Source organism: Pseudoalteromonas sp. S408, assembly GCF_005886645.1.
Taxonomy (GTDB): domain Bacteria; phylum Pseudomonadota; class Gammaproteobacteria; order Enterobacterales; family Alteromonadaceae; genus Pseudoalteromonas.
Genome location: NZ_PNDY01000004.1, coordinates 107,364 through 130,775, shown reverse-complemented (window position 1 = coordinate 130,775; position 23,412 = coordinate 107,364). Strand labels below are relative to the sequence as shown.

The following is a 23,412-nucleotide window of genomic DNA, read 5'->3' as shown; positions in this document are numbered from 1 at the left end:
CCTCATTAAAGTGTTAATGCAATTGGTATTCCTTGCAATTAAAAAGGGAGCAAGCTCCCTTCTTGGTAAATTAAACGTCGTCCTCATCTTGGCTAAATAATGCATCAATAAAGTCATCGCTCTTGAAAGAACGTAAATCATCAATACCTTCACCAACACCAATATAACGAATTGGAATGTTAAACTTATCCGCTACTGCAAAAATAACCCCACCTTTTGCTGTACCATCAAGTTTTGACAAAGTAATACCCGTTAAACCTACACATTGGTTAAACAAGTTTACTTGGCTAATCGCATTTTGCCCTGTGCCAGCATCTATTGTTAGCATAACTTCATGCGGTGCATCAGGATCTATTTTTTTCATTACGCGAGCTATTTTTTCAAGCTCTTGCATTAAATTATCTTTATTTTGCAGACGGCCAGCTGTATCAGCAATTAACACATCAACATTACGCGCCTTTGCAGCCTGAAAAGCATCAAATACCACCGATGCACTATCGGCTCCGGTGTGCTGTGCTATAACCGGGATGCTGTTACGCTCACCCCATACTTGAAGTTGCTCAACCGCAGCGGCTCTAAAAGTGTCGCCCGCAGCAAGCATGACCGACTTACCTTCATTTTGAAACTGTTTTGCCAACTTACCAATGGTCGTTGTTTTACCAACACCGTTTACACCTACCATTAAAATCACAAACGGTTTTTTTTCTGCGGGTATTATTAATGGCTGCTCAGCAGTCTTGAGCATGCTGGCCATCTCTTGCTTCATTAATTCATACAGTGCATCGCCGTCTTTCAGCTGCTTTCTATTTGCACCATCCGTTAATCTATCGATTAACTTCATGGTCGTATCAACACCTAAATCAGCCGTTAATAATTGAGTTTCAAGCTCTTCAAAAAGGTCATCGTCTATTTTTTTACCGCTAAAAATAGATGAAAAGCCAGCGCCTATATTAACGCGAGTTTTTATTAACCCTTTTTTAAGACGAGAGAAAAACCCTTCTTTTTTAGGTTTTTCTTCTTGCTTGCTCTTTTCTGCTTGCTTAGCTTTTTCTGAAGCAAGGCGCTCTTGCTCTAAACGTTGCGCCTCTGCTTGCTCTGCAGCTATACGTTCTTGTTCTACACGCTGGGCTTCTGCTTGCTCAGCTGCAATACGCTCTTGCTCTAAACGCTGCGCTTCTGCTTGCTCTGCTGCAACACGTTCTTGTTCTAAACGCTGCGCTTCTGCTTGCTCTGCAAGGCGATTTTGCAGCTCCACTCTCTGCTGCTCGGCTTCCGCCTGTTCTTTTGCTAGCAGTTCAGCATTTGCTTGTTCTATTGCTAATTTTTCAGCTTGCTCTACAGCAACACGCTCTTGTTCGGCTTTTTCAGCGACAACGCGTTCTTCTTCTAAGCGTTTAGCTTCCTGCTCTGCTAAAGCTTGTTGTTTATCAGCCTCTGCTTTTTGTTCGGCTTGTTTCTTATCTGACTTACCAAAGCCGAGCCAAGACATTAATTTACTTTTTTTTGCCATACTTGCTAATAACCACTTATAAAAATCTGATAAACTAAAATTTGAAAATAGCTTGGAAGAGCCAACATACTTTGCCAGCCAAACAACCATTCAAAACATAAGTGTTCAATAGTAACACTTTTAATGCGGTTGAAAAATGAAGCTATACGTAATCTACTACAATATTATCTGAGCTAGATCCCAGATACCATTTTTTAGTGAGCTAAATGAGAAATAAAACAACTAAAAATAAAGCAATTAGCAAATCTACTGATGGCTTTATTAGAGTGATAAGTGGGCAATTTCGGGGCCGTAAGCTTCCAGTAAAAGACGTACAAGGCTTACGCCCCACAACCGACAGAATCAAAGAAACGGTATTTAACTGGTTGATGCAAGACACGCGCGACGCAAATGTTCTCGATTGTTTTGCAGGATCAGGGGGATTAGGATTTGAAGCACTTTCACGGTTTGCAAGCAACGCTACATTTTTAGAACTTGACCCAAGTGCAGCAAAGCAACTAGAGCAGAATATCTCAACGCTAAAACTGATCAATGCGCAGGTAAAACATACAAACTCACTTTCATTTTTAGAACAAAAAAATATTAACACGCCATTTGATTTGGTTTTTGTTGACCCGCCTTTTCGCAAAAATTTAGCCCAAACTAGCTGTAACTTATTAGAAATAAATAACTGGCTTAACGAAGATGCGCTTATTTATGTTGAAGTTGAGAGCGATCTAAATACATTCAACATCCCAACTAACTGGCTGTTAATTAAAGAAAAAAAATCTGGACAAGTGTTTAGCAGGCTCTACCGTCGCCAAACAAATTAAGACTGTTTAACGCTATGGGTTTCTGTTAATATTATCCTTTACATGTGGTGTTGCTTCGGATTACAATACCGCACCATTTTTGAACCACTTGATCAATGTTTGATCAACTTGAGCAACGCTCATAATTTAGGTAGGTGAATTTTTAATGCCAGTAATTAAAGTAAGAGAGAACGAACCGTTTGACGTAGCACTTCGTCGCTTCAAGCGTTCATGTGAAAAAGCAGGTATCCTTTCAGAAGTTCGTCGTCGCGAGCACTATGAAAAGCCAACAGCTGAGCGTAAGCGTAAAAAAGCTGCAGCAGTTAAGCGTCACATGAAAAAACTTTCTCGTGATAACGCTCGTCGCGTTAAATTATACTAATACATTTGGTCTTGTATAAATGAGCCTTTTAATAACGCTAAAAGATGCGCAAAAAGATGCGATGAGAGCTAAAGACAGACAACGTCTTAACCCTATTCGCATGGTACTTGCTGCAATCAAGCAACGTGAGATTGACGAGCAGATAACACTAGACGACGCAGGTATTACCTCCGTTATAGTAAAGCTTGTTAAACAGCGTCGCGACTCTTACACTCAGTATAAAGATGCTGGGCGTGATGATTTAGCTGAAATTGAAGCCAATGAAATAACAGCACTTGAAGCCTTCTTACCTCAACAATTGAGCGAAGAAGAAATCATAGCTCTCATTGACGCGGCTATTGCTGATACTAACGCAGCAGGTATGCAAGACATGGGTAAAGTGATGGGTATAATCAAAAGCAAAGCTGAAGGTCGCGCCGATATGGGCAAGATCTCTGGTTTAATTAAGCAAAGATTAACTGCTTAACACTCCCTATACGTAAAGTATAATTGAAGTAAACCGAGCCTTGCGCTCGGTTTCTTTGTTTTTACGTCACTAAAAAGTAAACTTTAGGCCTATATTCAAAAAATGAAATTATTCATACTGACTCTATTTATTTAGCCGTCATTTTGCTAAGTTAAGGTCCAATTGTTTATACCTCACTAGTATAAATTGTGAGTTTCACTTTCGTTATTCTTCTTAATATTTCAGGACTGTATTTTACTAATGGCTGGAAAGATCCCACGAAGTTTTATAGATGATTTACTTGCCAGAACCGATATTGTCGATCTGATAGACTCCAAAGTTGGCCTAAAAAAAGCCGGCAAGGACTATCAGGCATGTTGCCCTTTTCATAACGAAAAATCACCTTCATTTACTGTATCGCAAGATAAACAGTTTTATCATTGCTTTGGCTGTGGCGCTAACGGGAATGCGATTTCGTTTGTTATGGAGTACGAAAAGCTTGAGTTTGTTGATGCTATTGAAGAAATAGCCAGTATGCTTAACTTAGACGTGCCTCGCGAACAAGGGGGTAGTTCGGCGCCAGAACGTACCGCAGCGCAAAAACGCTCAGATTACGATTTGATGCTTCATACAGCTCGCTTTTATCAGCACCAACTTAAGCACCACGCTAACTCGGCCGCAGTCATTGACTATGTTAAAGGTAGAGGACTGAGTGGCGAAACCGTTAAAAAGTTTATGGTTGGCTACGCCCCTAGCGAATGGGATGGTTTATGTTTGCAACTTGGTCGTAATAAAGAACAAAAAGAGCAACTCGTAGAATTAAAGCTCGCCTCAGAAAAAACACCCGGCAGGCAGTTCGACTTTTTCCGCGACCGCTTAATGTTTCCTATTCGTGATAAACGCGGCAGAGTAGTCGCTTTTGGCGGACGCGTTATGCAAGCTGATCAAGGCCCTAAATATTTAAACTCTCCAGAAACCCGAATTTTTCATAAAGGGTTTGAACTTTACGGTCTTTATGAAGCAAAACAAGCGCACAAAAAGTTAGAGCACATTCTTATTGTAGAAGGCTACATGGATGTTGTTGCACTTGCAGAAAAAGAGATTGAATACGCCGTTGCAGCACTGGGAACAGCAACAACAAGCGAGCACATGCATACCTTATTCAGAACAACCGATAAGGTCATTTGTTGTTATGATGGCGACCGAGCTGGACGCGACGCAGCTTGGCGAGCACTTGAAAATGCACTCCCCTATTTAAATGACGGTAAAGCATTAAATTTTGTATTTTTACCTGACGGAGAAGACCCCGATTCATTAGTGCAAAAAGAAGGTAAAGATGCATTCGAACAGCGTTTAAGTGAGGCCGATGACTTTACTAAAGTTATGTTTAATAAATTAAGCCAAGAAATTGATTTAACATTAGATTCAGGTAAAGCAAAATTACTTAGTGCAGCGTTGCCACTCATTGAAAAAATTCCGAGTGAATTTTATCAAGAAAACATTTTAGAGCAATTAGGCCGATTAATTGGGCGCACGCGTGAACAACTTAATAACCGCTTAAAAACACCAAAACAACAGCACGCTATTGAGCGAAAATTTAAAATAACCCCGATGCGACAGGCTATCGGTATTTTAGTTCAACATCCCAACTTAGCTAAAAGCGTTCCTTATTTACCAGAACTTGCACAAATGAACATTGCAGGTATTGGTTTATTGCTTCGCTTGCAGCAACAAGCACTTGAAAAAGAGAATATCACTACGGCTCAGCTACTCGAGTTTTTTAGAGATACTGACGATTATGAGCCTCTTATTAAGCTCGCTACTTGGCAACATGAAATAAATGAAGAGCGTTTAGAGACTGTTTTTAAAAATACTTTTAAATTTATTGAAGATCAGTGTTTAAATTATCGACTAGAGACCCTATTAATAAAGGACAAGACACAAGGTCTAAATAGCGACGAAAGGCTAGAATGTCATTTACTAATGACAGCGTTAAAAGCGACTAACAGCTAGTCAGATCTAGTTTTGGATGTTATACTGTGCTATTCACTGCGTCACATTGTTCTGGTTGGCATTAATGTAAACCAAGTGATGGCGCCTGTTGTATCAACTTATCAGAGTGGAAGAAACAATCTCTATGGATCCAACTCCTCAGTCACAATTAAAACTTCTGATTCAAAAAGGTAAAGAGCAAGGCTACTTAACTTTTGCAGAAGTAAATGATCACCTTCCACAAGACATAATTGACTCAGATCAAGTAGAAGATATCATAAGCATGATTAATGACATGGGTATTAAGGTTAGCGAAAATGCGCCTGATGCCGATGAATTAATGATGCAAGAAACAACGACAGACGAAGACGCAGCTGAAGCTGCCGCTGCTGCACTTGCTACGGTAGAAAAAGAAATTGGCCGCACTACCGATCCCGTTCGCATGTACATGCGCGAAATGGGCACCGTTGAACTTCTTACACGCGAAGGCGAAATTGTAATCGCTAAGCGTATTGAAGAAGGGATCAACCAAGTACAAATTTCGGTTGCTGAATACCCTGAAGCAATCACTTACCTACTAGAGCAGTGGGATAAGTTTGAAGCAGAAGAAATGCGTTTAAGCGATATCATCGTAGGATTCATTGATCCAAACGAAGACGAAGCGCCAATTTCAGCAACTAACATTGGTTCAGAATTAAGTGAAAAACAACTTGATGACGACGATGACGACGAAGATAAAAGCGACGACGATGAAGATGAAGAAGAAGTAGACACAGGCCCAGATCCTGAAGAAGCTCGAATTCATTTTGAAAACTTACGTGATTTATACAATAAAGCACGTGATACGTTTGAAGCTAAAGGTCGTTCACATCCTGATTCACAAGCTGCTATTTTTGAAATTGGCGAGCTTTTCAGAACCTTTAAACTAATTCCTAAACAGTTTGATCGCATGGTAAATAACATGCGCGAAATGATGGATCGCGTTCGTGTTCAAGAACGCCTAATCATGAAACAAGCTGTACAAATTGCTAAGCTACCTAAAAAAGCATTCGTTAAGCACTTTGCTAATAACGAAACTGACGCTTCGTGGGTTGATTTAGAAATTTCAAATAATGAAAAGTACTCAGCTAAACTAGAAGAAGTTAAACCTGAAATAATTCGCTGTATTAATAAGCTATCTATTATAGAGCAGACAACAGGTTTAAGTATTGAGCGCATTAAAGACATTAACCGTCGAATGAGCATTGGTGAAGCAAAGGCCCGCCGTGCGAAAAAAGAAATGGTTGAAGCAAACTTACGTCTTGTAATTTCAATTGCTAAAAAATACACAAACCGTGGCTTACAATTCTTAGATTTAATCCAAGAAGGTAACATTGGCTTGATGAAAGCAGTAGATAAGTTTGAATACCGCCGTGGTTATAAGTTCTCTACTTATGCTACGTGGTGGATACGCCAGGCTATTACTCGCTCTATTGCTGACCAAGCAAGAACTATCCGTATTCCGGTACATATGATTGAAACGATCAATAAACTTAATCGCATCTCTCGTCAAATGTTACAAGAAATGGGTCGTGAGCCAAATCCAGAAGAATTAGCAGAACGCATGATGATGCCTGAGGATAAAATCCGTAAGGTACTTAAAATTGCTAAAGAGCCAATTTCGATGGAAACACCTATTGGTGATGATGAAGATTCGCACTTAGGTGACTTTATTGAAGATACCACCATTGATTCGCCAATCGATTCGGCAACAATGGAGTCGCTTCGTGGCGCAACTAACGATGTACTAGCTGGACTTACAGCGCGTGAAGCAAAAGTACTTCGTATGCGTTTTGGTATTGATATGAATACCGACCACACTTTAGAAGAAGTAGGTAAGCAATTTGACGTAACACGTGAGCGTATTCGTCAAATAGAAGCGAAAGCGCTGCGTAAATTACGCCACCCTTCTCGCTCAGATTTACTGAAAAGCTTTTTAGACGCTAAATAATTTAGCGCTATGTAAAAACTAAAAAGGCCGCTGTTGCGGCCTTTTTTCTATTTAAAGGAAAAAATCATGGCTTGGATCCAAATCCGTATCAATGCCAATGCTGCAACGGCAGATGCAGTAAGTGACCTATTAATGGAGTCAGGCAGTGCGTCTGTTACTTTTATAGATGCTAAAGACACCCCTATTTACGAGCCTAAAATTGGCACTGTAGAGTTTTGGGCAGACACCACCGTAATTGGTCTATTCGAAGCTAATCACGATATGAACGAAGTGATTGCATTATTAAAGCGCCATGATGAAATAAACGAATCTCTCATATACAAAATTGAGCAGCTCGAAGATAAAGATTGGGAACGTGAGTGGATGGATAACTTCCACCCTATTCAATTTGGCGAGAAGCTATGGATTTGTCCTAGCTGGCGCGACATTCCAGACCCTGAAGCTGTTAACGTTTTGCTTGATCCAGGCCTTGCGTTTGGCACAGGCACGCACGCAACAACTGCTTTGTGTCTAAAATGGCTAGAAAGCCAAGACCTAACCGGTAAAACCGTAGTCGATTTTGGATGTGGCTCAGGCATTCTAGGTATTGCTGCTATTAAACTTGGTGCTGAGCGCATGATTGGGATTGATATTGATCCACAAGCACTCGAGGCAAGCCTTGATAACGCAAATAGAAATGGCGTTGCAGACAAGTTAGAAGTATACCTTCCGGAAAATCAACCTGAGTTTACTGCCGATATTGTTGTTGCCAATATTTTAGCTCAACCGCTACGCGAACTGCACAGTGTAATTTTAGGGTTGTTAAAACCCGGTGGTAAAATTGCCATGTCGGGTATATTAGAAGAGCAAGCCCAGTCAGTAGCTGATATCTATGCCCCCTTTATTGAGCTAGATGATATTGCCGTTGAAGGTGATTGGACCCGTGTTAGCGGTACAAAAAATAGCTAATCACGTACATTAACAATTTTAGAGTATTAACTCAAAAGTCGTATGTAAAGCCTGTATTTAACAGGCTTTACTATTTTTTTACAAAAAAAAAAATAAACAATATTTATTATAAAAACATCATTCGTTCAAATTTCACCCAAATAAACCCTTTCGTCATACGGTTATCAAATGTCAATACGAAAAGAGCAAAAAAAAGTCACTTTTGTTCAATTTATAGCCTTTGATTTTTGTCAAAAAAGCCGTAAACTTAGCGCCCCTTGAAAAGAGGCCTATTGAATACAGTGCGTATCGGTATATACCAACTTGAGAATAATGTAATTGTTGCGCCTATGGCCGGCATTACAGACAGACCATTTAGACAACTCTGCCGTCGTTTAGGCGCCGGGCTTGCTGTGTCTGAAATGTTATCGTCAAACCCAAAGGTTTGGAAAACTGAAAAGTCGATGAACCGTATGGATCACAGCGGTGAGTCGGGTATACGCGCGGTGCAAATTGCAGGAGCTGATCCTGAGCTTATGGCGCAGGCCGCACAATTCAATGTTGCTAACGGTGCACAAATCATAGATATAAATATGGGGTGCCCAGCAAAAAAAGTGAACAAGAAACTCGCAGGCTCTGCCTTATTACAGTTTCCTGAACTCGTGGAAGAGATTATTGATGCAGTCGTTAATGCTGTTGATATACCTGTGACACTTAAAATCCGTACTGGATGGGATCCGGATAACCGTAATGGTGTAGAGATTGCGAGAATAGCTGAACGTTATGGCATTGCATCACTGGCTGTACATGGGCGAACACGCGCATGTATGTATAAAGGTGAAGCAGAGTACGCCACGATTAGGGATATAAAGCGTTCAGTGTCGATTCCTGTTGTTGCAAATGGTGATATAACTTCACCAGAAAAAGCAAGACAGGTTTTAGACTATACGGGTGCAGATGCCATTATGATTGGTCGAGCCGCCCAAGGTCGCCCTTGGATATTTAGGGAGATAGACCACTATTTGCGAACTGGTGAACACATGCAGCCACCTGCTATTGAAGAGGTGCGCAGTATTTTAATGGAGCATTTAACAAACCTCCATGCGTTTTACGGTGAGCCAATGGGCGCGCGAATTGCTCGCAAACATGTATCTTGGTATTTGCAAACCCATGACAGTGATGGTCAGTTTAGGCGAGTATTTAATGCGCTCGACAACCCACAAGCACAGGTCGTCGCATTAGAGCAATACTTTAAAACACTAGCAGCTAACTAAGAAAGAAAGAGACTTTATAATGTTCGAACAAAACGTGACTTCTCCATTTATCACAAACCCTCATGTTCAGTCACACGAGAAACCGCAGCCATTGCGTGATGCAGTAAAAAAAGCTGTTCACCACTACTTAAAACAGCTTAACGGTCAAGATGTGCAAGACGTATACGACCTTGTTCTTTCAGAGCTAGAAGCGCCATTACTTGAAGAAGTAATGACATACACACGTGGTAACCAAACTCGTGCAGCTATTTTACTAGGTATAAACCGTGGTACTTTACGTAAAAAGCTTAAAAAATACGGCATGAACTAATACCAATTATATTGAAAGCGTAAGCATTCTAACGAGCTAAACAAGCCCATAACGGCGTTAAAAAGTTCTTATGTAGAATAACTACACTGTAAAATTTTTGCCTTGTTATAGACTTGTTTTTCTATCGTTATAACTGCTTACTAATCCAATACAATTGGTATCATGCAAAAAAAGCACCTTAGGGTGCTTTTTTTATGCGTACAATTTAGTAGAGATGTTGCAAAATGCTCACGCTTATTGGCGCTTTAAAAGTCGTTTTTTGAGTCGTAATCAGTTAAAATGCCCGCTTCTAAGCTAGCTCATTAACTGAGGAAATCAAACTACAATGGATACTCATCGTCCCATTCGTCGCGCACTATTAAGTGTGTCTGATAAAACCGGTATTGTTGAATTTGCACGCGCACTAGAAGCGCAAGGCGTTGATATATTATCAACTGGCGGTACGTGTAAACTCCTTGCTGATAACGGCATAAAAGTGACTGAAGTTTCAGATCACACCGGTCACCCTGAAATCATGGATGGCCGCGTAAAAACCCTTCACCCTAAAATTCACGGCGGTATTTTAGCCCGTCGCGGACAAGATGAAGATGTAATGGCAGATAACAACATTTCTGCAATCGACATAGTTGTAGTTAACTTATACCCCTTTGCGAATACCGTCGCTCAAGAAAACTGCAGCCTTGAAGATGCCATTGAAAATATTGATATTGGCGGTCCTACCATGGTTCGCGCAGCAGCTAAAAACCATAAAGATGTAACAATTGTGGTAAACGCGAGCGACTACGACCGTGTTATTAGTGAAATGCAAAACAACAGTGGCTCAACAACGTATAAAACACGTTTTGATTTAGCTATTGCCGCTTATGAGCATACAGCACAGTACGATGGCATGATTGCTAACTACTTTGGTAAAATGGTGCCTGATTACACCGAAGAAGCTGCTGAAGATACTAAATTCCCTCGCACTATTAATATGCAGTTTACTAAAAAGCAAGACATGCGATACGGTGAAAACTCACATCAAGACGCAGCTTTTTACGTTGAAAATGATGTAAGTGAAGCATCAGTGGCAACAGCAACTCAGCTACAAGGTAAAGCGCTTTCGTTTAATAACATTGCAGACACCGATGCAGCGCTTGAGTGTGTTAAAGAATTTGATGTACCAGCGTGTGTCATTGTAAAACATGCAAACCCGTGTGGCGTATCGATTGGTGAAAACATTCTTGCAGCTTACGAGCGTGCATTTAAAACAGACCCAACATCAGCGTTTGGCGGAATTATTGCCTTTAACCGTGAGCTTGATGCGCAAACAGCTCAAGCTATTGTTGACCGCCAATTTGTTGAAGTAATTATTGCACCAAGCGTTTCGAGCGAAGCGGCAAAAATTGTTGAAGCGAAAAAGAACGTGCGTTTATTAGAGTGCGGGCAGTGGAGTGGTAAAGCAACCGGTCACGACATTAAACGTGTAAATGGCGGTGTACTAGTTCAGGACCGTGATTTAGGTATGGTTACCCAAGGCGACTTAAAAGTCGTCTCTAAGCGTCAACCTTCTGAGCAAGAACTTAAAGATTTACTATTTTGTTGGAAAGTCGCTAAATTTGTTAAATCAAACGCGATTGTTTATGCCCGTGACGGTATGACCATTGGCGTAGGCGCAGGTCAAATGAGCCGTGTTTACTCTGCAAAAGTTGCAGGTATCAAAGCTGCTGATGAAAACCTAGAAGTCCCGGGCTCTGTTATGGCGTCGGATGCGTTTTTCCCATTCCGCGATGGCATAGACGCTGCTGCAGAAGCAGGGATTACTGCCGTAATTCAACCAGGTGGCTCAATGCGCGATGAAGAAGTTATTGCCGCAGCTGACGAAGCAGGCATGGCCATGGTCTTCACTGGCATGCGTCACTTTCGCCACTAATCACAAAAAGGGTTAAGCTCAACGTTTAACCCTTTTTGTTTGCAAGCAATTCACGTATTCTGATTATTCTAACTCCTAATTTTAATGTGAAGGAACAAACGATGAAATTTGCACTAAAGTCTTTACTTGTTGCTAGCCTAGCACTTACTTCAACAATGGCATTAAGCCATAACCATGAATCAAGCCTAAGCCACGCAATAAAAGCAAGCGAGCGAAGCGCTAAAAATAGTGCTCGTGATGAATATCGCCACCCTGAGCAAACATTGGCATTTTTTGGCTTTAAACCGTCAATGACCGTTGTTGAAATTGCGCCAGGCGGTGGTTGGTACAGTGAAATTTTAGCGCCTGCATTGAAAGAGCAAGGCTTATATTACGCTGCTCATTTCCCTAGCGACTCATCGGTTGGTTACTATCAACGTTCATTAGCGGCGTTTAAACAAAAAGTAGCTGAAGACGAACGCTTTAGTAATGTTAAAATTACAGAGTTTGCCCCTTTAACCCACCTAGATATTGCACCTGCAGAATCTGCCGATATGGTACTTACCTTCCGCAATGTGCATAACTGGTACATGGGTAAAGATACAGACGGTGCATTAAGCGCATTTAAAGCGTTTTATAAAGCACTAAAACCAGGTGGTACATTGGGTGTAGTTGAGCATCGTTTAGCCGAAAACCGTGCTGACGACGATCAGAAAACATCAGGTTATATGAAACAGAGCTACGTGGTTGACCTTGCAAAGCAAGCAGGATTTGAGCTAGCAGCAACTAGTGAAATTAATGCTAATCCAAAAGATACAGCCGATCATCCTAAAGGGGTGTGGACGCTACCACCTAGCTTAAGACTTGGCGAACAAGACGCTGAAAAATATAAAGCTATTGGTGAAAGCGACCGTATGACGCTTAAATTTAAAAAACCGCTTTAAATAGGAATAGTACGCCATGAATGTATTAGTCATTGGCAGCGGCGGCCGCGAACACGCACTTGCGTTCAAAGCCGCTCAAAACACAAAAGTAAACACGGTATTTGTAGCTCCAGGTAATGCGGGTACAGCCCTTGAACCTAAACTCGAAAATGTTGCAATTAATGTTGAAGATTTAGATGGGTTATTAAACTTTGCTCAGCAAAATAATGTTGAACTTACCATTGTAGGGCCTGAAGTACCGTTAGTATTGGGTGTTGTGGATAAATTTCGTGAACATAATATGGCTATATTTGGTCCAACAGCGGGTGCTGCCCAGCTTGAAGGTTCGAAGTCATTCACGAAAGATTTTTTAGCACGCCACAATATTCCTACTGGCGACTACCAAACATTTGAACAAATAGACCCTGCCCTTGCATATTTAAAAGAAAAAGGCGCGCCAATTGTAATTAAAGCTGACGGTTTAGCCGCAGGTAAAGGCGTTATTGTCGCAATGGACGAGCGCGAAGCTGAAGACGCTATTCGCGATATGCTAGCGGGCAATGCCTTTGGTGATGCAGGTAGCCGCGTAGTAATTGAAGAGTTTTTGGATGGCGAAGAAGCGTCTTTCATTGTGATGGTAGATGGTAAAAACGTTCTACCGTTTGCAACAAGCCAAGACCATAAACGTGCTTATAATGGCGATGCGGGTCCGAATACTGGCGGTATGGGTGCCTACTCTCCTGCGCCAGTGGTGACAAACGAAATCCACCAACGCATTATGGATGAAGTGATCATCCCGACAGTAAAAGGCATGGCAAAAGAAGGTCATCCGTACACTGGCTTTTTATACGCAGGTTTAATGATAGACAGCTCAGGTACACCTAAAGTGATTGAGTATAACTGTCGTTTTGGCGACCCTGAAACACAACCTATGATGCTACGTTTACAATCAGATTTAGTTGAGCTGATAGAAGCGGCTAATCGTGTAGAGCTTGATAAAACCACCATTGAGTTTGACCCACGCGCAGCGGTAGGTGTCGTGCTTGCGGCTAAAGGTTACCCAGGAGATTATCCTAAAGGTGATGCTATTTCAGGCTTACAAGTTAACTACCCTGCTGGCGAAAAAGTATTTCATGCAGGTACTAAACAAAGCGGTAATGACGTTGTGACTGCTGGCGGACGCGTTTTATGTGCAACTGCGCTAGGTAATACCGTAACCGAGGCTCAAGCACGTGCTTATGAGCTGATTAAAGGTATTAACTGGGACGGCATGGAATACCGTACTGATATTGCTTATCGTGCCATTGCCCGTGAGCAGTAAGTTAGTAATAATTGATTGGTATAACCAGTTAATTTAACTAAAAAAGCGCAGTTCGCCTGCGCTTTTTTAGTGCTACACTAATTAAAAGTTTTTAAAAAGTAAGCATACATTGGAACTTAGAACTTTACGCTACCATTCACTAGCTGTTGCCATTTTGATATTTATATTTTTTATTATCAATACATTGGCTTCTAATTTAGTAGTGCCTACTCGTTACACAATTGATAAAACATCACCAATGTACCTCAATCACGCCTACTACATTGATGAAACCAAAAGCAAAACATTCGATACAATTATTAAGCAACCGAATTTACTCACCCATGCCCCTTTTTCAGAAATTCCTTGGAGCTTTACTCAGCAAAATTATTGGCTGTTTCTTGATTTAGAAAACAAAAGCCAAAAAAGTCAAAAGGTGGTGGCTCACTTTGATAACCCAATGGCCGATCACTTAACAGTCTATCGCTTAGACAAACAAAACCAGATACTACAAACATATAAATTGGGCGATAGAGAAGAAAAACTGACTTTGTTTCAGTACAGCGTGCCACACATCAACTTTTTAATGGAGCAAAAGTCATCGCAGCGCCTCGTAATTAAGGTAGATACGGTAGGCATTAGTAAAACACCTATCAATTTATACCGCGATAAAGAATTTGTAGATCTCATGCGTTCTCAAACAGGTATTTGGGGAATATTTGCTGGCGTATTACTCATGGCTGCACTGTACAACCTAGTACTCTATTTTGGCATAAAAGACCGTGTTTACCTTGTTTATATTGGTTACATAATTAGCGCACTGATACTAATGGGTATTGTGCTTGGATTTGGTTTTTACCTCTGGCCTTTAGAGTGGCAACTATTTTTTCATCACAAAGTCATTGTGAGTAATTACGCAGTTTCGTTTTTTACTCTCGCCTTTTGTACTATGTTTTTACGCTACCATAAAGATAAGTGCTGGCGATACACAATGAGCAAAGCCTTGCTTTATCTTATGTTTATTTTGGGGGTAGCTAGCTTTTTTATTCCTGAAAACATTGCTGCGCCACTCTTTTTTTGTGTATTAGCACTACTATATGTTGCATGTTTTATATTAATTTATAAAAAACTGCGTAGTGGTTTTAGATGGGCTAAATTTTACGTTTTTTCGTGGGTGCCACTTATTTTAGGTGCATTAATACAACCACTAGAGCTCACAGGCGTTATTGATTACAGTTTTACCTCTCGCCACGCCTTTTTGGTGGCAATTTTATGTGAAATTGTATTAATGGCTATGGCGCTGGCAGATCGCGTACGCTATCAACGAGAACGTGCTTTATATCATGCTACCCACACTCAGCAAACTAAGTTGCTCAATAGCTCTAAGCTCAAACAAGCATTTATGGCACTGCAAAGCCAAAACCGCTCTACCACTTTGTGCCTAATTAAAATATGTCATTTCAATTCGCTTAATACCATTATTACATCAACCCAAGGTTATACCCTCATAAAGCATATTGCTGAGCGACTAGAAAATGAATTAATGCATGAAAGAGAGTTTGCAAATCTTGAAACCGATTTAAATAACAGTCCTCGGCTGGCTGATTTAAACAGTGGTGTATTTGCTTGTATTTCAACTAAAACTCAAAACTCAGATATACTCAAAACGGTGCTTGCAAAAGTAATTAGTAACCTTCCTAAACAATATGAAATTAAAGGTTTAAGCCTGCAGCTCAATTACACAATAGGCATTAGTAGTGCAAACCAAAGTAATGATTTTGAATACTGGTTAAAGCGCGGTTATTTAGCCTTAAAAGATGCAAAAGGGCGTGTAGATCGCGTTGCGTCGTCCGCGGTTAATAACAACATAATAATGGATGTTAGTTTGGCAGCTCATTTGCAAAAAGCGATCAAAACAAACCAACTTGCCCTGTATTACCAGCCACAAATAAATTTAGTCAATAATCAAGTCACAGGAGCTGAAGCACTTCTTCGCTGGCCTGACCCAACCTATAATAATATTTCGATTGAAGAGCTTATAACTTTGGCTGAACATACAGGCATAATTAACGAGCTCACCTTATGGGTTATTGAACAAGCTTGTAAAGATATTGTAGAGCTAATAAACAGCGGCCATAAAGAGCACACGATTAGTGTTAACTTAAGTGCTAAAAACTTAGCCATTAATAACTTAGCTGAAAAAATAGAAAATATATTAATTAAGCATCAGGCTCCCGCTCACTTACTTAAGTTTGAATTAACTGAATCTGCTTTTGTAGAAAGCCAAAACGTGCTTATTAAATTAGTTGATGAATTATCAGCTTTGGGCATAAAAGTTGTACTGGATGACTTTGGCACAGGTTACGCATCATTGAGCTACCTTGTTAATTACCATTTTAGCGAACTAAAAATAGACAAGTCATTCGTTTTTGACTTAGTCAATAATCCAGCTCACCAAGTCATAGTGCAAACATCAATTGATATGGCGCATCAGCTTAATTTATCAATTACTGTAGAAGGTGTTGAAACCCAAGAGATCCACCAGCTATTAAAACAAATGAATGCAGACCGCGCACAAGGCTATTTATACGCTAAAGCATTACCTTATCCTGAGTACATTAACTTCTTAAAAAGCCAATACAGTTTAAAAATGTTAGACTCTTCTTTTTAAACATCTTTAGGGGCTATGTAAAGATGCAAGGCACACTGCGTAAATTAAAATCGAGTTTAACAGAACCCGTTCAATATCATCTTCCCGTTGGTGAAGAGCTAGTTGACTTAAATGCCTTTATAGGTAAAGAGCTAACGCTTACTTTTAGCGGCACTATTTTGTGCGCTAACTGCGGTAAAAAAACCAAAAAAAGTTATTCTCAAGGCCATTGTTTTGTGTGCATGCGTAAGCTGGCTAGCTGCGATATGTGCATCATGAAACCTGAAACTTGCCATTACGATCAAGGCACATGCAGAGAGCCACAGTGGGGCGAAGAAAACTGTATGATCCCACATTATGTGTATTTAGCTAATACCTCAGGCTTAAAGGTGGGAATCACACGCCATACACAAATTCCTACGCGTTGGGTTGATCAAGGCGCCACTCAGGCTTTACCTATATTTAAAGTGCAAACACGCTTGCAGTCGGGCTTGGTAGAAGTTGCATTAGCCGAGTTTATTGCCGATAAAACTAATTGGCGTAATATGCTTAAAGGTCAGAACGAAGTTATAGATCTCAAAGCCGCTGCCGCTGAACTTATTCCGCAAATTAGCGAAAAATTAAACGAGCTTAGTGAGCTATTTGGCGCAACAGCCATAGAGCAATTAGATGAAAACGTGGTTGATTTAAACTTTCCAGTCACTGAATACCCAACCAAAATCAGCTCATTTAACTTTGATAAAAACCCCGTTGTAAGCGGTATTTTACAAGGTATTAAAGGCCAATATTTAATATTTGATAACGGCGTTATTAATATACGAAAATTTACCTCATACGAAGTAACCGTAGGCTAACTATGTTAAACAGCTTTCCACAGTTAATGGTTATCTATAATGAGCTTGAAATAGCACACAACCAGCAAGAGCAAAATGAGTGCTTACATGGCATTACATCAAGTGAACTGAACGATGTGAGAGTGCTTAATAAACAAGGTGAATACCTTAACTTGCAGGGTCAACTTTTCTCAGCCTTAACTGAAGAACAGCTAGCACAGCTTGTTACTGCTCATTTACTAAATGAAGGGCGTTGTTGTCTAGGTAAAATTAAAACGCTAACTACTTCACAGGCATTTGATTTACTCGGGCTTTAAACACAGTGTTAATACTATTTCTCGCTAAGCACTTTAATATGCGCTACAGCACTTCTACCCAATGCTGATAGCGCATAACCTCCTTCCAGATACGATACAATCCCGCTACAGCCGTTTTCTTTTGCAACTTTGCATAGCTGTTCAGTTAACCAAATATAATCGTCTTCTACAAAGTTCAGACTTGCCATGTCATCTTCTACATGTGCGTCAAAACCTGCACTTATAAATAACAACTCGGGCTTAAAAGCCTTTAATTTTTCTAACCATTGAGTATTAAACACCTCTTTTAAATCGTCGCCATTACTGGCAATGGGTAACGGCGAATTAACAATATGGCTATTGTTTTTTACAGCTGTATTTGGGTAAAACGGGTATTGAAATAACGAGCAAAGCAATACACTTTCATCATCAATAAAAATATCTTGGGTTCCATTGCCATGGTGCACATCAAAATCAGCAATCGCAATTCGTTTAACTCCTTTGCTTTGGGCATACTTAACAGCAATAGCTAAGTTGTTAAATACGCAAAATCCAGATGATGCGTTTTTGTTTGCGTGATGACCAGGCGGGCGTACAGAGCAAAAAGCCGCATCTAGCTTATCTGCTAGTATTTCATCTACAGCTAACAGCCCGGCACCTACAGCGCGCTCAATCGCTTTAAATGAGTCAGGGCAAAGCCATGTATCGCCATCGAGGCTATTTAACCCCTTTTGAGGAATTAAGCGCTCAACTAAGTTTACAAGCGACTCATCGTGCGCTAATAAATAATGTTCTCGCTGAGCTTTAGGGGCTTGTAAATGCTTTAGCCCCACATCGACGCCACTGGCGAGTAAGCGGTCGGTAATTGCATCTAAGCGCTCGGGGCACTCTGGGTGGTCGTCTATCATTTTATGTTTACGGCAATGAGGGTGTGAAATAACTGCAGTACGCATAAAATGCTCCTAAGTAAACTAGTATGAGCGTTTAATATAACAAAGCCACCTAACGGTGGCTTTGCGACTTTGGTGTATAACTATATAACCCGAGCGTTAATCATTTGGTTTTTAAATTTAGGTTTCTAAAGTCAAAACTAAAGTCGGTAACCGCTGTTGAAACCGCCTGCATGCTCGCACGCTTTACACGGTTTGCAGTGCTCATTTCAAAATGTATAAACGCATCGGCCTCAAGTAGCTTTTCGTCCCACTTAACAATAAACGTGTTGCCAGTGTAGTGCTCAAGCTCCCCTTTTAAACGCTTTGTATGAGTAAAATCAATTCGTAACTTACCATCTAGCTCTTCAATAATGACATCGCCATACCAATCGTCATGCAATGTGCCCGTGTAATTTATATTAGGTAACTGTGGCTGATAATCCGCAGGTGCAGATGGTGTAGCATTAGCGTACGCATTTTGTTTTCCTTCAAAATGCTTTTTGGCCAAATCTTCGACCCAATCTTTGTCCTCTAGATTGAGCACATCCTCAAGTACTTCGTGTGTAACTGCACTTAAGGCACTAAATGCTTGCTGGTTAGACAAAATAACAATACCGAGTTTTTTTTCTGGAAGCAAAGTGACTTGCGACACCATCCCTAAAATACCACCACCGTGGCCTAGTTTTTTAAACCCGTGGTAGTCCTCTATACTCCAACCTAACCCATAGCCTCTAAACTGTTGATGATATGCCTCAAAGGCACTTTTAGACGCCATAGAGGTTATATGTGGGTGCCACATTTGCGCTTGTTGTTTTTCACTAAACAATTGCTCGCCATTGGGCATTTTGCCACCAGCGAGTTGAGTTAGTAGCCATTGACTCATATCGCTTACACTGGATGCGATAGCGCCTGCTCCTCTAAAATCTTCTAAGTAATTTACAAAAAATGGATGCAGGCTCCCCTCCATTGGAATATGCCCTATTGCCCAGTTTTTGTTACTTTTTGGAATACGCGAAAAACCTGCGCGTGAATTGGTCATTTTTAGCGGCTGTAAAATATGTTTTTCAACGTAATCGTTCCAACTCATTCCAGATACACGCGCTACAACTTCACCCGCAGTCACAAACATTAGGTTGTTATATGCGTACCTACTACGAAAACTGCTAGCTGGTTTTAAATATTTTAACCCCGATAGAATATCATCGACTGATTTATCTGTGCTTGGCCATATCATTAAGTCGCCTTGCCCAAGCCCTAAGCCACTGCGGTGGCTTAATAAATCACGAACTCGCATTTCACGGGTTACATATGAGTCGTATAACCTAAATTCGGGTAAATGGTCTATTACGCGGTCATCCCAGCGCAATTTCCCCTCATCGACTAATTTAGCTAACGCGGCACTGGTAAATGCTTTTGTATTTGATGCTATACCAAATAACGTATCTTTATTTACTTCAGCCTTTGTATTTAGGTTTGCCGTACCAAACCCCTTTGCTAGCACAACCTCGTTATTTTCAACAATCGCAACCGCCATTCCCGGTACATCAAAGCGTGCCATAGAGGTTTTAATTACGTCTTCTATTTTGTTGGTATCAACCTGTGCCCAACTGCTAAAAGTAGTACTGGCTAGCAGTGCAAAAGCCGCTAATTTGGTCAGTTTCATATCAGTCCTTTTATTATTGATGCACTGCAAATTCAATTGCCGCGCGTTCTTTATTAGGATCGCTCTTTTGTGGGCGATTAAGTATGGCATTACTGTAAGCCTTTGGTACGCCCGCTTCAAGTGCTCCGCGATGAACGTGTTTAACGTACCAATCGTAGGGTAAAATACTCTCGTCATGAGTATTAGCAATATAACAATGAGTATCAATAATTTCCCCGGTTAACAGCTCAACCTTTATATCTACACAATCGTAACCAGGGCCTTCTATTGCATCTAAAGTGACCTTTTCGTTAGCGTTAATTTCATATACTACACCGTATACTAAGGCATCCGCTTTATCAGCTTTTTGAATGCTGCATTTACCTGAGCCATCAGAAAAAAGCATATCAAAGGTTAACTCATACCCTTTAAGCACTGCTGTACCAATACGCTTAGCATTTGGCAAACGTGCCAACAAACGATTAGACGACATGTTAGATCCAAACGAAAAATTATATAAGGGCATATTTACTCCTACTTGTATTGCATAAATTAAATAACAACGCGAATAGCCAACGCAATTAAAATAACGCCAATACCTCGGTCAAACCAGTAGCCGTGTTGCTGAAAAAAACCACGAACATAGGCTTTAGAAAGTACCAACGAGAGCGCAGAAAACCATGCCCATGTGGCAAGCGCCATATAAATACCGTAACCAATTTGTATACTCAGTGGCGTTGTTTGGCTTATCACCAAGGTAAATAACGACATAAAAAATAACGTTGCTTTTGGATTTAGTGCATTAGTGAAAAAACCACGCCTAAAAGCAACCCAAATAGACTCTTCAGGGGCTTGTTTGTTTTCAATATTTTCGGCTGATGATTCACTCGGCTTAGCGGCTCTTAATGCTTGTATGCCAAGGTAAGTCAAATAAGCGCCTGCAACATACTTAAGTGCCATAAATAAGCTGGGCGATTGAGATAAAATAAGCGCCACACCTAATACACAATAAGCGATGTGTAACAAAATAGCGCCGCCAACACCTGCACTCGTCCATAATGCGTTTCGCCTACCTTGTTGTACACTTTGCTTAAGCACAACAGCAAAATCAGGACCTGGGCTCGCAACAGCAAAAAAGTGAGCAATCACAATTAATAAAAATTCATCTAGGTATTCCATACTTGTCCTTGCTAGTTTGGCGAAATGGCGCTAAAGTTTTTTTCCTCCAATGCTAAGGATGGGTGATTGGGTGTAGTAAATATTGCTGCACCTAAAGTGGCACCCACTAGAAATTTATCCGCGTACGCATCTTTTAAGGTCATATTACGACTTGGTTGAACAGCGGTTTGCTCTGCTACTATTTGTGAACAACTACACAAAATAAGTGTAAAAATGGCAATTAGCCCAAAATGAGGTCTTTTCATGTGAGTCATAGTATCAACTTTTTGGTCAATTATATTTTATAAGATTCATTGTAATGAAAATTACCTTCATTGCAGTTTATTTCAATGGTACTGCTATTATGTTTTTTAGTGAATTTACTCTACTCAGGCTTTATAAAAGGATGTCCAAAATAGAGTGGCTTAAATTTTTTGTTGACGTTATTGCGGGGGGGGGGGTAATTTATGTTTAGGCAGTGTTTTTTAGCCTATTAACTCAAGTTAAACAAAAAAGGAATTTTAATATGAAGGAGCTGTTTTCTAACATGATAAAAGGATTATTTTCAATTATAGTCGTTTTATCCATATTCCCAACAATCGCTGAGGCGAGCGGTCGTACAAAAACCCTTGCTTGTGATACTTGTAACTACAACGATGCCCTTGACTTGGCACAACAGTATCATGTAGCTCCATCATGTACTGCTTCTGATACTGATATATTCTTAGGACAAACGACATTTACTTGTCCAGCTACATCCAAAGATATCATTGTCTCTAATCCAATCACACAACGTAGTTTTAAATTTACAGTGCGTACAGAGCAGCTTTATAATTGGGCCCCAGCATATGATATTGTCGTTGAAGACGCTACTGTAACCGTTGCTGAAAACAATGCATTGCATATGTTTTATGACATTGACGACGACTTCAGACAAGCAATGGCGCACAATGAAACTGTTGGTTTTTCTGCAGCAACCTCTTCATTCGCTATTCAATCAACTAAAATATTCAGCACCAGCTCAATTACCGCTTCTACAAACTCTGACGCAAGTTGTAATAGCCATGCCTCAAATGTATTTGCCAATGACCCTAGCTTTCGAAACGATATTCGAAAGGGCTTTTCTGACAGAATTACCGAGGCGATGGGGCTTCAGTCTTGGGGTGAATTCACGTCCGAACGGAGAACTTCGGGGAGTTTGAGTATAGGAATGAGTACTGGAATAACTATCGATTTCAGTCACGTCGAAAGAAAATACTTTGTCACTCAAACTTGGCCAAACGGTGATAAGCTTGTATATCAAGTCAATTATAATGGTGAAACGCGCAATATAGTGCAAAAAGGAAGAGCGCGAACAATAAGGGAGCGTTTTCTTAATCTTTCGTACAGCCCAAGACCAGGCTCATCTCGTATTGATAACCTTCCGCTTACTGAACTCACGAGAGGAATTATAGATTTAACCAATCTTCCCATTTCAGTTTGTTTAGCTAATCAACTTTCAGAGGTATTAGACGATGTGAAAGTAGTAGGGGGAGCTGCTGGTGATGGTGATTTGATTGACATCGTAGGTGCAGCTGCATCAAACGGTGGAACCCTAATTCCACCGGCAGGTATCTGGGTTAACTTAGCGGGTTGTCGTATTGTTGAATCAAAGGGAAGAATTTGTAGAGATGATACAGGCGACTGCATTCATGTCGTTGCTCGATATGTAGACTGCTAAGTTGAAACGTAAAGTCTTGGTGTTAGTACGAATTAGTTGTGGCAGCCTATTGGTTGTCACAACTTGTTTTTATGAATTCAATGCTTCAAAAAACTCATGTTTTGTAAGTGGAATTAATGTTATTTGCTACCCTCTGTTACAGCTGAATTTAAGATTGCTACAAGTCTTTGTGAAGATGATCTAAGAATTTTTGATAATGAAACAGTTTTTAGTCTTTGAACGCAAGCATTGTCACTACGGCAGAGCCTATTTCTTGTGTCGGTGACAATAATCAGACTATTTAAGTATTAATCTAGCTGAATTGTAACTCATACCAAGCTGTGTTCAGACGACACTTCTTTGTCGCTGCCTCTATCACCAAGGCGTTTGTCGTTAAACAGCAAACTGCCTTTTTCATTTTCACCGCGCCAAAACACACCAGAATCAAGCACTTTTAAATTAGCTTA

Annotated in this window: 22 protein-coding genes; 15 read left to right on the top strand and 7 right to left on the bottom strand. The window is 40.5% G+C overall.

The genetic code is table 11. From position 1 onward, the window contains the following. Positions 1-70: 70 nt before the first annotated feature. Positions 71-1,510, bottom strand: coding sequence for a signal recognition particle-docking protein FtsY (ftsY, locus tag CWB62_RS04495; protein WP_138556282.1), 1,440 nt, complete (start codon positions 1,508-1,510; stop codon positions 71-73). A gap of 206 nt (positions 1,511-1,716) precedes the next feature. Here ftsY and rsmD point away from each other — a divergent pair, with 206 nt between their 5' ends. The 14 genes from rsmD (at position 1,717) to CWB62_RS04425 (ending at position 17,535) form a co-directional block, all read left to right on the top strand. Then, on the top strand, positions 1,717-2,322 hold the full coding sequence (gene rsmD, locus CWB62_RS04490; RefSeq protein WP_138530600.1) for a 16S rRNA (guanine(966)-N(2))-methyltransferase RsmD: 606 nt from the start codon (positions 1,717-1,719) through the stop codon (positions 2,320-2,322). A 145-nt stretch (positions 2,323-2,467) separates the two neighbouring features. Beyond that, the gene (rpsU, locus tag CWB62_RS04485) at positions 2,468-2,683 is read left to right on the top strand and encodes a 30S ribosomal protein S21 (protein ID WP_002957797.1); all 216 of its coding nucleotides are present in this window, start codon (positions 2,468-2,470) and stop codon (positions 2,681-2,683) included. A 19-nt stretch (positions 2,684-2,702) separates the two neighbouring features. Next, complete coding sequence (locus CWB62_RS04480; protein ID WP_138530602.1) at positions 2,703-3,149, top strand: GatB/YqeY domain-containing protein; 447 nt, start codon at positions 2,703-2,705, stop codon at positions 3,147-3,149. A 240-nt stretch (positions 3,150-3,389) separates the two neighbouring features. After that, positions 3,390-5,141 carry a DNA primase gene (gene dnaG / locus CWB62_RS04475; protein WP_138530604.1) on the top strand — a complete coding sequence of 584 codons (1,752 nt, stop codon included), beginning with the start codon at positions 3,390-3,392 and terminating at the stop codon, positions 5,139-5,141. 124 nt (positions 5,142-5,265) lie between these two features. Further along, complete coding sequence (rpoD, locus tag CWB62_RS04470; RefSeq protein ID WP_058403752.1) at positions 5,266-7,110, top strand: RNA polymerase sigma factor RpoD; 1,845 nt, start codon at positions 5,266-5,268, stop codon at positions 7,108-7,110. 66 nt (positions 7,111-7,176) lie between these two features. Further along, positions 7,177-8,058 carry a 50S ribosomal protein L11 methyltransferase gene (gene prmA, locus CWB62_RS04465; protein ID WP_058403753.1) on the top strand — a complete coding sequence of 294 codons (882 nt, stop codon included), beginning with the start codon at positions 7,177-7,179 and terminating at the stop codon, positions 8,056-8,058. Positions 8,059-8,339: 281 nt separating this feature from the next. Further along, positions 8,340-9,311: a tRNA dihydrouridine synthase DusB gene (dusB, locus tag CWB62_RS04460; RefSeq protein ID WP_171034628.1), complete on the top strand. Its 972-nt coding sequence runs from the start codon at positions 8,340-8,342 to the stop codon at positions 9,309-9,311. Positions 9,312-9,330: 19 nt separating this feature from the next. Then, positions 9,331-9,621 carry a DNA-binding transcriptional regulator Fis gene (gene fis, locus CWB62_RS04455; RefSeq protein WP_002957804.1) on the top strand — a complete coding sequence of 97 codons (291 nt, stop codon included), beginning with the start codon at positions 9,331-9,333 and terminating at the stop codon, positions 9,619-9,621. Positions 9,622-9,946: 325 nt separating this feature from the next. Beyond that, positions 9,947-11,533: a bifunctional phosphoribosylaminoimidazolecarboxamide formyltransferase/IMP cyclohydrolase gene (gene purH, locus CWB62_RS04450; RefSeq protein ID WP_138530608.1), complete on the top strand. Its 1,587-nt coding sequence runs from the start codon at positions 9,947-9,949 to the stop codon at positions 11,531-11,533. Positions 11,534-11,634: 101 nt separating this feature from the next. After that, positions 11,635-12,456, top strand: a complete 822-nt coding sequence (locus CWB62_RS04445; protein ID WP_058403755.1) for a class I SAM-dependent methyltransferase — start codon at positions 11,635-11,637, stop codon at positions 12,454-12,456. Positions 12,457-12,472: 16 nt separating this feature from the next. Beyond that, positions 12,473-13,756: a phosphoribosylamine--glycine ligase gene (gene purD, locus CWB62_RS04440; protein ID WP_138530610.1), complete on the top strand. Its 1,284-nt coding sequence runs from the start codon at positions 12,473-12,475 to the stop codon at positions 13,754-13,756. A gap of 109 nt (positions 13,757-13,865) precedes the next feature. Beyond that, positions 13,866-16,406, top strand: coding sequence for an EAL domain-containing protein (locus CWB62_RS04435; RefSeq protein ID WP_058403757.1), 2,541 nt, complete (start codon positions 13,866-13,868; stop codon positions 16,404-16,406). Positions 16,407-16,429: 23 nt separating this feature from the next. Further along, positions 16,430-17,239 (top strand): DUF2797 domain-containing protein, encoded by an 810-nt coding sequence (locus tag CWB62_RS04430; protein WP_058403758.1) that lies wholly within the window; start codon positions 16,430-16,432, stop codon positions 17,237-17,239. 2 nt (positions 17,240-17,241) lie between these two features. Further along, complete coding sequence (locus CWB62_RS04425) at positions 17,242-17,535, top strand: DUF4144 family protein (RefSeq protein WP_138530612.1); 294 nt, start codon at positions 17,242-17,244, stop codon at positions 17,533-17,535. A gap of 14 nt (positions 17,536-17,549) precedes the next feature. Here the strand turns inward: CWB62_RS04425 and CWB62_RS04420 are convergent, their stop codons facing one another. The 5 genes from CWB62_RS04420 to CWB62_RS04400 form a co-directional block, all read right to left on the bottom strand. After that, the gene (locus CWB62_RS04420) at positions 17,550-18,467 is read right to left on the bottom strand and encodes a histone deacetylase family protein (protein WP_058403760.1); all 918 of its coding nucleotides are present in this window, start codon (positions 18,465-18,467) and stop codon (positions 17,550-17,552) included. Between the two features lie 100 nt (positions 18,468-18,567). Beyond that, positions 18,568-20,109, bottom strand: a complete 1,542-nt coding sequence (locus CWB62_RS04415; RefSeq protein WP_138530614.1) for a serine hydrolase — start codon at positions 20,107-20,109, stop codon at positions 18,568-18,570. Between the two features lie 13 nt (positions 20,110-20,122). After that, a complete protein-coding gene (locus tag CWB62_RS04410; RefSeq protein WP_058403762.1) occupies positions 20,123-20,614 on the bottom strand; it encodes a gamma-glutamylcyclotransferase family protein in 492 nt (163 codons plus the stop codon). A 26-nt stretch (positions 20,615-20,640) separates the two neighbouring features. Continuing rightward, entirely contained in the window at positions 20,641-21,267 is a 627-nt protein-coding gene (locus CWB62_RS04405) for a LysE family translocator (protein ID WP_058403763.1), read from the bottom strand. 11 nt (positions 21,268-21,278) lie between these two features. Beyond that, positions 21,279-21,512: a hypothetical protein gene (locus CWB62_RS04400; RefSeq protein ID WP_138530616.1), complete on the bottom strand. Its 234-nt coding sequence runs from the start codon at positions 21,510-21,512 to the stop codon at positions 21,279-21,281. Between the two features lie 260 nt (positions 21,513-21,772). Between CWB62_RS04400 and CWB62_RS04395 the strand changes: the two genes are divergently transcribed. Then, the gene (locus CWB62_RS04395; RefSeq protein ID WP_138529449.1) at positions 21,773-22,966 is read left to right on the top strand and encodes a hypothetical protein; all 1,194 of its coding nucleotides are present in this window, start codon (positions 21,773-21,775) and stop codon (positions 22,964-22,966) included. Positions 22,967-23,274: 308 nt separating this feature from the next. Here the strand turns inward: CWB62_RS04395 and CWB62_RS18935 are convergent, their stop codons facing one another. After that, entirely contained in the window at positions 23,275-23,397 is a 123-nt protein-coding gene (locus CWB62_RS18935) for a hypothetical protein (RefSeq protein WP_257903615.1), read from the bottom strand. Positions 23,398-23,412 lie beyond the last annotated feature (15 nt).